Origin of the sequence: Steroidobacter agaridevorans (genome assembly GCF_009932555.1) — a bacterium.
In the GTDB taxonomy this organism is placed as follows: domain Bacteria; phylum Pseudomonadota; class Gammaproteobacteria; order Steroidobacterales; family Steroidobacteraceae; genus Steroidobacter; species Steroidobacter agaridevorans.
In genome coordinates, this window is record NZ_BLJO01000008.1 from 319,846 (window position 1) to 329,757 (window position 9,912).

The following is a 9,912-nucleotide window of genomic DNA, read 5'->3' on the forward strand; positions in this document are numbered from 1 at the left end:
CGATTCTAACTTAAGACCAGTTCTCTACCGTCAGCCCTTTGAAGGGCGCGAAGTCGCGCACGTTTTCCGTCACGAGTACGAGCTCATTGATCTGTGCGATGGCGGCGATCTGACTGTCAACAAAGGGTACTGTCATACCTTGTTCCTCCAGGCGCGCGCGCTCGATCGCGTGCAACTTTGCCGCCAGGTCGTCGTACGCCAAGATCTCGAAGGTGCTGAGCACATCCGCGAGATAGTCTTGCAAAGCGTCGCGCCGTCTGCCGGCGGGCATACGTTTACAGCCGAACTGCAGCTCGTGCCACACCGGCGCAGCGATCGCGCACTCATCCGCGATCGCTGCGAGCTTCCGCAGGACGCCGATCGAAGGCGTTTTCATCATCGGCTGCGACACCACATTGGTGTCCAGCAAGTAACGCAGCACGGCGCGGACTCAAAATTCGACTTTGCGTCCGGGGCTCCGATCGCGGAGCTTGCGGGCGAAGTCCTTTTCCAGGCCGACCTCGGCGAGCGAATGTTTCTTCAGGAACTTCTGATAGACGTCCTGAAAGGAGGTGCGCTTGCTGCGCAGGCGTTGATATTCGGCGACTGAGATCATGACTGCGACTCCCTTGCCTCTGCGAGTCAATTCAACGGCCACGCCCGCCTCCACCTGGTCGATGAGGGTGGGCAAGTTGGCTCGAGCTTCGGCGATGGAATAGCTTTGCTCCATTCGCCAAAATGTACATCTATCTGTACATGAAATCAATCCGGATCCTGGACCCCCTCATCCGGCGGTCGCGCGCGTAGAAAGCGAGCGAAACGCGGGATGCCGCGAGCGGTCAGGTTGTGATAGCTGTAAGTGATCGAGCTGCCGATGGGCGGTGGCAGACGGCGTTGCTCGTCGGTGAAGCCGGTGCCGATGCGGAACTCCGTGCCGTTGGCGGTGCGCACGAGCAGTGAGCCGAGCATGCCGAGATACTTGCCTTGGCCAGGCAGGTGCGCGATGACCCGCGCCTCGGCGTCTTGATAGGGCTTGAACTTCAACAGATCGTCGTTGCGCTCGGCGCGATACAGCGAATCTTCCTTATGCAGCATCAAGCCCTCGCCACCAGCCGCGGCGACGGTCTCCAGTTGAAGGTGGAGTGCGGCCTCATCTGTGACGCGCGAGTGTGTTACTTCACGTAGCCAGTCGATGTGCGTCGACGCGAGCAAAGCTCGCAGTGTTTCCAGCCGCGCGCTGAAGATTCCGCCGTGCGCGGGCAGATCGAAGACCATGAAGCGGATGTGACGCCAGGCACTGTCGTTGGGCTCGAGGTCTCGCACCGTTGCGGTGACTTGCTCGAATCGCCCTCGGCCTGCCCAAAGTTCGCCGTCGAGAGGGTCGGTGGGCCAGTCGCGCGTGAACCATTCTGGAGCATGAATCGTGTTGCCAGCGCGAGTGACCAAGCGCTTGCCGTCCCAATAAGCGCGCACGCCGTCGTATTTCTCGCTCACCCAGTAGCGCGACAGATCCACTTCCGCGTCGTCGTAGTCGTTGGCGAGCAAGAGTGGCGGCGGCGCTGCTGGCGCGAGGGCAGGTGCACTCAGCGCGGCGCCCGCGACGAGCGCAGATTCGACAATGAGTCGTACGACTGTCTTGCGAGCTGCGAGGTTGTGTGCAGTGTCCATGCGTCTATGTAAGCACCACGGGCAGCGCCAAAGCCTCGCATTTCGGGCTCACTCGCCCAGAAATTACCGATATGCGCGCACCGCTCCTCTGCTATGGAGCACATCCCGACCGAAAAGCACTGAGATTCAACTCCGGTGCCCACGATCGGCGGTAGTATCGGGCTTGGTTGCCGGCTGCCGGCCGGCGCAGGAGGATGCATGAATCAGCAGCACGACCTGGCGACGCCAGTCACCACGATCGATCACTCGCGCGGGCCCGCGCACGCGCCAGTCACCATCGTCGAGTACGGCGATTTCGAATGTCCGACGTGCAAGCAGGCCGCGCCTTCGCTGAAGCTGTTGCTGAGCCGCTTTCCGGAGCAGGTGCGGATCGTGTTCCGTCACTTCCCGCTCGAAGAAGTGCATCCACACGCGCTTTGTGCCGCGGAAGCGTCCGAGGTGGCGTCTGCGCAGGGCAAGTTCTGGGAGATGCACGACCTGCTGTTCGTCAATCAGCTGCACCTGAAGTCCAATCAATTGCAGCACTATGCCGAGCAGCTGAATCTCGACATGGCGCGTTACAGCGCCGAGATGGACGACGAGATCTACCGGCAGCGGATTCGCGAGCACATCGATAGCGGCCGGCGCAGCGGTGTGCGTGGCACCCCCGGCATCTTCGTGAACGGCCAGATTCACGATGTGTCCGCCGGCATGCAATCGCTGTTCGACAAAGTGGCGGCTCTCCTCGCCAGGTAACACGGTGCGCTCATGCCAAACGAGCTGTATGAAAAGCGTCGGGAGCAGATGTTTCCAAAGCTCACGAAGGCGCAGATCGCGCGCCTCGAGCCGCATGGCGTGCATCTGCAGACCACCGAAGGAACGGTATTGATCGAGCCCGGCGATCATGAGCGCAAGATGATCGTGGTGCTCGCCGGCAGCCTGAAGGTCACAGTGCCTGGCGTCGATGAGCAGGTCATCAAGCCGCTCGTTCCGGGCGATTTCGCCGGCGAGATGAGCACACTGCGAGGCACGCCTGGCTTCGCCCGCGTGGAGGTCGGCGAAGCGGGCGAGGTGCTCGTCGTTACCGACAGCGATCTGCGCGTCGTCGTGCAAACGGATGCCGAGCTCAGCGAGATCTTCATGCGCGCGTTCATCCTGCGTCGCATGGGATTGATCTCCTCACCCAACAGCGCGATGACGCTGATCGGCTCGCGTTACTGCGGTCACACGTTGATGTTGCGGGAGTTCCTGGCGCGCAATGCGCATCCACACTTTTATCTCGACGCCGACGCGGACAAGGAAGCGGCGGAATTATTACAACGGGCCGGCCTGACCGCGGCTGATGTGCCCGCTGTCATCGGTCGTGGCCGCGCGCTCAGTCACGCAAGCTTGCGGCAGTTGGCGGAGTTCCTCGAGATCAATCCGGAGATCGATCCCGAGGCGATTCACGACGTGCTGGTCGTGGGCGCCGGCCCTGCAGGCCTGGCGGGTGCGGTGTATGCCGCGTCGGAAGGGCTGGACGTGCGAGTGATCGACAGCTTCGCTCCCGGCGGCCAGGCGGGCACCAGCTCACGCATCGAGAATTATCTGGGATTTCCGACGGGCATCACCGGCCAGGCATTGGCGGGGCGCGCGTTGGTGCAGTCACAGAAGTTCGGCGCCAGGTTTCATGTCGCATGCGACGCCGTGGCATTGCATTGTGATAGCTGGCCGTATCGCATCGAGATGGCCGACGGTCGCATCGCGCGCGCCCGCACTGTGCTCATCGCGACGGGTGCGCAGTATCGAAAGCCCGATCTGCCGAACTTGGACAAGTATGCCGGCGTGGGCTTGTACTACGCGGCCACGCACCTGGAAGGCAAGATGTGCCAGAACGAGGAGATCATCGTGGTCGGCGGCGGCAACTCCGCAGGCCAGGCGGCGGTGTTTCTGGCGGGCGGCTGCCGGCACGTGCACATCATGGTGCGCTCGGAGGGCCTGGCCGAGACAATGTCTCACTATCTGATCCGACGCATCCAGGAGTCGCCCAACATCACTTTGCACACACGCACGCAGATTGCTTGCCTGGAAGGCGAAGACGAGTTGGAGCATGTGACCTGGACCGACGCGCGCACGGGCGAGCGGGAGCGGCGGCCGATCCGGCACGTGTTTCTAATGACGGGCGCCGCGCCGAACACCGAATGGCTGAAGCATTGCGTGAATCTCGATGAGAAGGGATTCGTGCGCACCGGCGCCGACTTGAGCAAGGACGAGCTGACGGCCGCACGCTGGCCGCTGAGCCGCGCGCCGTACATCATGGAAACGAGCTTGCCGGGTGTGTTTGCAGTGGGCGATGTGCGCTCGGGCAGCGTGAAGCGCGTTGCTTCAGGCGTCGGCGAAGGCTCGATCTGCGTGCAGTTCGTGCATCGGGTGCTGCGCGAACTGCCGGCAGTGTTCGGCTAGAACCAGTTGTAGTTGAAGCTGATGCTGATGCGCTCGCCGACGACCGGATTCGCCGGCACCTCGTGCCGCAGCCAGCTTTCGAAGAGCACGACCTTGCCCGCTTCGGCGGGCACCACCGACCATGCACGATTCGCCGGGCTCGCATCGGCCCGGCGCGGCGGCGCGGCCATGAATTTTTCCAGGCGCGGATCCTCGAACTTCAGGCCGGCACAGCCCTTCGGTGTCTGCACGTAGTACGTGCCACTGATCGTGGAGAGTGGATGCAGGTGCATGCTGTGCGCCACCTGCTGCGGCATGATGTTCACCCAGCAGTCCGTCATCGCCAGCTCGCGCCCCGTCATGTCGAGCTCGAGCGTTTTGACGAACGCGCTCACGTGCCGGCGCAAATATTTTTCCAACTGCTGGAAGGTCGGCGACACCTGCTGCATCCGGTGCGCCGAGTGATACGACGTATAGCCGCCGGGATAGTTTTTCTCGGACCATTTCTGGCCCGCTTCATCGTCGAACTGCAGTTGCAGGCACTCGCGCAGCAGCTGCTTGTTGAACTTGCGCCAATCGCTCCGCTGCAACGGAGCACTGTAAATGTAGGTGGGGAAAAGGGTTTGAATCGGCATGGGCGAGGATTCTACCCGATGGGGTACCATGCCGGACCATGAAAGCCCTGATCGTTCCCGTCACGCCGTTTCAGCAGAACTGTTCCATCATCTGGGACGAGCGCAGCAAGCGCGCCGCGGTGGTCGACCCGGGCGGAGATCTGGATCGGGTGTTGGCGGAAGTGGATCGTGAAGGCTTGCAGCTGGAAAAGATTCTGCTGACTCACGGCCACCTGGATCACGCGGCGGCGACGGCGGAGCTCGCGAAGCTGCGTGGGCTGACGATCGAGGGGCCGCATCGGGACGATCAATTCTGGATCGATCAATTGCCCGAAGCGACGCAGCGTTTCGGCTTTCCGCAGGCTGAGGCGTTTACGCCCGATCGCTGGCTGGAGCAGGGCGATCAGGTCACGGTCGGCGAGGAGACGCTCGAGGTGCGGCACTGTCCCGGCCACACTCCCGGCCATGTGATCTTCTTTCACGCCAGACAGAAATTCGCCTGGGTCGGCGATGTGATTTTCGCCGGCTCGATCGGCCGCTCCGATTTTCCGCGCGGCGATCACGACACGCTGGTCAGATCGATTCGCGAGAACCTGTTTCCGCTCGGCGACGACGTGCGCTTCGTGCCGGGGCATGGGCCGCTGTCCACGTTCGGGCAGGAGCGCCAGACCAATCCATTCGTCGCCGACCGGCGTTTCCGTTGACGGCCCCAGATTTTCGGTATCCTTGCCGTTCGCCCAGACCCTCGGGATGCATCAGGAGTCCGTGTGAAGCTCACCGTTCAAAAGAAACTCTGGCCGCTGCGCGAGCCTTTCGTCATTGCGCGCGGTACGTACACGACCAGCGATGTCATCATCGTCGAATTGCAGGATGGCCCCCATGTCGGTCGCGGCGAAGCGGCGGGCGTCGATTACCACGGCGAGACGCCCGATTCGATGCTGGCGCAGCTCGAAGCGGTGCGTACCAGGATCGAATCGGGCATCACGCGCGCTGAGTTGTTGAAATTGTTGCCCATCGGGGGCGCCCGCAATGCCGTCGATGCGGCGTTGTGGGATCTGGAAGCGAAGCGCACGGGTCGCCGCGCGTGGGACCTGGCTGGTGTCGGCAACACTCGCGAAATCGCGAGCGCCATGACCATCGGCATCCGTTCCATCGAGGGATATGAGAAGACCGCCCGCGGTTTGGCGCATTACCGGTGGATCAAGATCAAAGTGAACAAAGAAGACCCGCTGGCGTGTGTCCAAGCGGTGCGCCGTGGTGCTCCGAATTCTCGCCTCATCGTCGATGCGAACCAGGCTTGGGATGTGCCGACGCTGTATGCGCTGGGCCCCAAGCTCGCGGAGCTGCGCGTGGATTTGCTGGAACAGCCGGTGAAAGTCGGCGGCGATGACGATCTGGTCGCCGGGCGTTCGCCCATCCCGGTGTGCGCGGACGAATCGATCGACACCATCGACGATCTGCCGCGTTTGAAGAGCCGCTATGAGTTCGTGAACATCAAGCTCGACAAGACCGGTGGTTTGACCGCCGCGTTGGAGCTTGCACAGGCAGCCCGCGCCGAAGGCTTGCGATTGATGGTCGGCTGCATGGTCACCGGCTCTGTCGGCATGGCGCCGGGCATGGTGCTCGCGCAGCTGTGTGAAGTCGTGGATCTCGACGGCCCGCTGTTGCAGGCTGAAGATTGGGCGAATCCGATCCAGTACGACCGCACCGGTGTGATGTCCTGGCCGACGCCGGCGCTGTGGGGATGACGAGGTTGCACTAAGGCCAGATACGCAGGGACGATGGCGAGGGAGCCGACAATGTTAAGAAAAACGATCAGCGTCACGGTGGCCGCGCTCGTGTTGCAGGCGGCGGGCGGTGCGGCGTCAGCGGCGCCCGATGCCGTTTATTTCAACGCGAATGTGTGGACCGGCGATGCCCGGCAGCCGAAAGCTGAAGCGATCGCCATCGATGACGGCAGCATTGTCGCTCTCGGCAGCACTGCCGAGGTCCGCAAGCTCGCAGACCCGAAGACTCGCGTCGTCGATCTGCAAGGCGCGTTCGTGGTGCCCGGTTTCATCGACAACCACGTGCATTTCATCAACGGCGGCATGGCGCTCGCGCAGGTCGATCTGCGTGACGCCGCGACTCGCGCTGAGTTCACGAAGCGAATTGCACAGGCCGCGGCTAAAACACCGAAGGGCCAGTGGGTCAAGGATGGCAATTGGGATCACGAGCTGTGGGGCGGCGAGCTGCCGACGCGCGATTGGATCGACAAGGACACGGCCAATACGCCAGTGTTCATCTCGCGCCTCGATGGTCACATGGCGCTGGCGAATTCGCTGGTGTTGAAACTGGCGGGCATCGACGAGAACACCGCCGATCCCGAAGGCGGCACGATCGTTCGGGACCAGAACGGCCGGCCGACCGGCGTTCTGAAAGACAACGCGATGAACCTGGTCAACCAGGCGATTCCGCCGCTCTCGGATCAGGAACTGGCCGACGGGCTGGAGCGCGCGATGGAGCACGCCGTCGCTCGTGGAGTGACCCAGGTGCACGACATGGGCGGCATCGAAGACTGGCGAGTCATCGAGTTGTATCGACGCGCCAGGGCGAGCGACAAACTGCGCCTGCGCATTTATTCCTTTGCGCCACTGGCCGACTGGCAGAAGGCCGCGGAATACAAGCAGCGCAACGGCTCGGGCGATGCGTGGCTGCGTTGGGGCGGATTGAAAGGTTTTGTGGACGGCTCGCTTGGCTCGACCACCGCCTGGTTTCACCAACCCTATGACGATGCGCCGAATACCACCGGCCTGACGATGGTGGACCCCGAGCAACTGCGTACCGCGATCACGGCTGCCAGCAAAGCGGGTCTGCACGTCGCCGTGCATGCGATCGGGGATCGTGCGAACGATTGGCTGCTCGACGCGTTCGAGAAAGTGGAGCAGGCCGGGCCGAAGCAGGACTGGCGCTTCCGTATCGAGCATGCTCAACACCTCACGCCCGCTGCAATCAAACGATTCGGGCTGCTGGGCGTTGTTCCGTCCATGCAGCCGGCGCACGCGATCGACGATGGCCGCTGGGCGGAGAAGCGCATCGGTGCGGAGCGTCTCAAAGGCACCTATGCGTTTCGTTCCCTGATCGACTCCGGCGCGCATCTCACGTTCGGATCCGACTGGCCGGTGGCGCCGCTCGATCCGCTGACGGGTATTTATGCTGCCGTCACGCGGCGCACTGCAGACGGCGCGAATCCGAATGGCTGGTTGCCGCAGCAGAAGATCACCGTTGCCGAGGCGTTGCGTTCATACACCGCCGAGAACGCCTGGGCGGGATTTCAGGAAGGAAAAGTCGGCGTGTTGAAGCAGGGCGCTTTGGCTGATTTCGCCGTGCTGTCGAAGGATCTGTTCGCGGTGCCGGCGACAGAGATCATCAACGTGAAGGTCGTGCGCACCGTGGTGGGCGGGCGCGAGATGTACGTCGCGCGTTAGCTCAACTGTTCAACGGCGCGCAATGCGTCTTCCAACTTGCGCGTCCAGACTCCGACTCCATCGGGATCCGCGATCAGATCGTTGCGGATCTCGATGAGCACGGCCGGATTGTCCAACTGGTCCCCGTACACGACCAACGCATAGTCGGCATCGGCGCTCACGCCATACGGAACATTGGCGCCGACATTGAGCAGTGGATCCCGGCTGAGCTGAGCGATCAGCGCCTGGCCCATCAGCGCGGCCTTGTCGAACAGCACGCCGGCATGCCACACACGCTGCTGCCCGAGATACACGGGCGTGAAGCTGTGAATCGCGACCAGCACATTGCGCCGCCCATCGGCATTGCGCTCTTCGAGATGCGTGCGCAGCCGATCCTGAAACGGATGAAACATCAATCGGCGACGTCGTTCCTTCTCCGTGGCCTCCAGAGAGAGATTTCCAGGAATGTCCGTTGCTTCCGAGCGCAGCGGGATGCTGTCGGCGACGTGCAGCGGACGGTTCAGATCGATCAGCAGTCTGGAATAACCGCCGAGGAACGCCGATGCGTCGAGTCGCTTCGACAAAGCACGTGTGACCTCGGCCGCGCCGATGTCCCAGGCGATGTGACGTATCAGTTCCTTCTCGTCCAGTCCGAGTTTATTGTACTCCGCGGGGATGTGATTCGAGGCGTGCTCGCAGATCAGCACGAACGGCGAGCGGCCGTGTTCGTTGAGGATTTCGACGGCAGCAGGCCAGTCATTCGTGGCGCTTTGGGCCAACATCGATAGAACACCCTCGAGTGACAGGGCGGCGATAGTGCCACACTGCGCAATGGCTTGCGCGAGGCACGGGCGCTGACCAAAGTAGGTACGCATTGGCCCGCGCAATATGCGCAAATGCGCATCCCGGCCGTTCGGCCCGGGAATCTGCTCGGCCCTTGGAGTCAGCATGGACGAACGCGCCCTAGCCCCCGTTGTGTCTCCCGAATTCGTCGGCGTCGGCGAAAGTTCGGCAGCAACCGCTGCGAAAGAAGTTGCGCTGACGCGCGCCGGGGCGCTGCGTCTGGATGCCATCGATCTGCTGCGCGGTCTGGTGATCGTGCTGATGGTGCTCGATCATGTTCGTGACTATGTGCATGCGCCGGCATTCCTTTTCAGCGCGACCGATCTGACTCAGACCACTCCGCTGCTGTTCATGACGCGCTGGGTCACGCACCTGTGCGCGCCCACGTTTGTGTTTCTTGCCGGCGTGTCGATCTTCATGCAGCGGGCCAATGGCAAAGCGCCGGCGGCGCTCAGCCGATTCCTGCTGACGCGCGGGCTGTGGTTGATCGTGCTCGAGTTCACCCTTATCGGCTTCGGCTTCAACTGGGGCCCGCCGCTCGCTTTCGGACAGGTGATCTGGGCCATCGGCGCCAGCATGGTGCTCATGTCGTTGGTGGTGAGATTGCCGGCGATGACCGTGCTCGCCTTGGGCGCGGCGATCGTCGTCGGTCATCAGTTCGTGGCCTCGGCGATCGATGCCACGCAGTTGGGGCCATGGACGCAGGCGTGGTTTCTCACCATGCAGCCCGGGCCGACGTTGTTTCTTCGCGGCTTCATTCCTTATCCGGCGATCCCGTGGTTCGGTGTCATGTGCCTGGGCTATGGACTGGGATTCATCTTCCGCCAGGAGTCAGAGCAGCGACGCCGCAATGTGCTGCTGCTGGCCCTGAGCTTTCTCGCGGCGTTCGTGGTGCTGCGTGCGATCAACGGCTACGGCGATCCGGCGCCGTGGTCGGTGCAGTCGAGCGCCGTCATGACGGT

Annotated in this window: 11 protein-coding genes; 6 read left to right on the forward strand and 5 right to left on the reverse strand. The window is 62.7% G+C overall.

All coding sequences use genetic code 11. From position 1 onward, the window contains the following. Positions 1-10: 10 nt before the first annotated feature. The 3 genes from GYH35_RS27200 to GYH35_RS27210 are packed head-to-tail and all read right to left on the reverse strand — an operon-like array spanning position 11 to position 1,647. A complete protein-coding gene (locus GYH35_RS27200) occupies positions 11-421 on the reverse strand; it encodes a type II toxin-antitoxin system VapC family toxin (RefSeq protein ID WP_161813360.1) in 411 nt (136 codons plus the stop codon). 9 nt (positions 422-430) lie between these two features. Continuing rightward, positions 431-709: a type II toxin-antitoxin system Phd/YefM family antitoxin gene (locus tag GYH35_RS35185; RefSeq protein ID WP_161813361.1), complete on the reverse strand. Its 279-nt coding sequence runs from the start codon at positions 707-709 to the stop codon at positions 431-433. A gap of 32 nt (positions 710-741) precedes the next feature. Continuing rightward, positions 742-1,647, reverse strand: coding sequence for a DNA ligase (locus GYH35_RS27210; RefSeq protein ID WP_161830051.1), 906 nt, complete (start codon positions 1,645-1,647; stop codon positions 742-744). Positions 1,648-1,845: 198 nt separating this feature from the next. On the opposite strand from GYH35_RS27210, the gene GYH35_RS27215 reads away from it, so the two are divergent. Together GYH35_RS27215 and GYH35_RS27220 are read left to right on the forward strand one after the other, a co-directional pair. Further along, positions 1,846-2,382 carry a DsbA family protein gene (locus GYH35_RS27215; RefSeq protein ID WP_161830052.1) on the forward strand — a complete coding sequence of 179 codons (537 nt, stop codon included), beginning with the start codon at positions 1,846-1,848 and terminating at the stop codon, positions 2,380-2,382. 12 nt (positions 2,383-2,394) lie between these two features. After that, on the forward strand, positions 2,395-4,068 hold the full coding sequence (locus GYH35_RS27220) for an FAD-dependent oxidoreductase (RefSeq protein WP_161813364.1): 1,674 nt from the start codon (positions 2,395-2,397) through the stop codon (positions 4,066-4,068). Here the strand turns inward: GYH35_RS27220 and GYH35_RS27225 are convergent. Beyond that, positions 4,065-4,682: a TIGR02466 family protein gene (locus GYH35_RS27225; RefSeq protein ID WP_161813365.1), complete on the reverse strand. Its 618-nt coding sequence runs from the start codon at positions 4,680-4,682 to the stop codon at positions 4,065-4,067. The genes GYH35_RS27220 and GYH35_RS27225 overlap by 4 nt on opposite strands. 38 nt (positions 4,683-4,720) lie before the next feature. Between GYH35_RS27225 and GYH35_RS27230 the strand changes: the two genes are divergently transcribed. From GYH35_RS27230 to GYH35_RS27240, 3 genes are all read left to right on the forward strand, one after another. Then, positions 4,721-5,365 (forward strand): MBL fold metallo-hydrolase, encoded by a 645-nt coding sequence (locus tag GYH35_RS27230; RefSeq protein WP_161813366.1) that lies wholly within the window; start codon positions 4,721-4,723, stop codon positions 5,363-5,365. Positions 5,366-5,428: 63 nt separating this feature from the next. After that, complete coding sequence (gene dgcA / locus GYH35_RS27235) at positions 5,429-6,409, forward strand: N-acetyl-D-Glu racemase DgcA (RefSeq protein ID WP_161813367.1); 981 nt, start codon at positions 5,429-5,431, stop codon at positions 6,407-6,409. Positions 6,410-6,460: 51 nt separating this feature from the next. Next, a complete protein-coding gene (locus tag GYH35_RS27240; RefSeq protein WP_161813368.1) occupies positions 6,461-8,128 on the forward strand; it encodes an amidohydrolase in 1,668 nt (555 codons plus the stop codon). On the opposite strand, the gene GYH35_RS27245 is transcribed toward GYH35_RS27240, so the two are convergent. After that, entirely contained in the window at positions 8,125-8,889 is a 765-nt protein-coding gene (locus GYH35_RS27245; protein WP_161830053.1) for an N-formylglutamate amidohydrolase, read from the reverse strand. The two genes, GYH35_RS27240 and GYH35_RS27245, sit on opposite strands and share 4 nt — an antisense overlap. A 166-nt stretch (positions 8,890-9,055) precedes the next feature. Between GYH35_RS27245 and GYH35_RS27250 the strand changes: the two genes are divergently transcribed. Next, a partial coding sequence (locus tag GYH35_RS27250) for a DUF1624 domain-containing protein (RefSeq protein WP_161830054.1) occupies positions 9,056-9,912 on the forward strand: 857 nt, incomplete at its 3' end.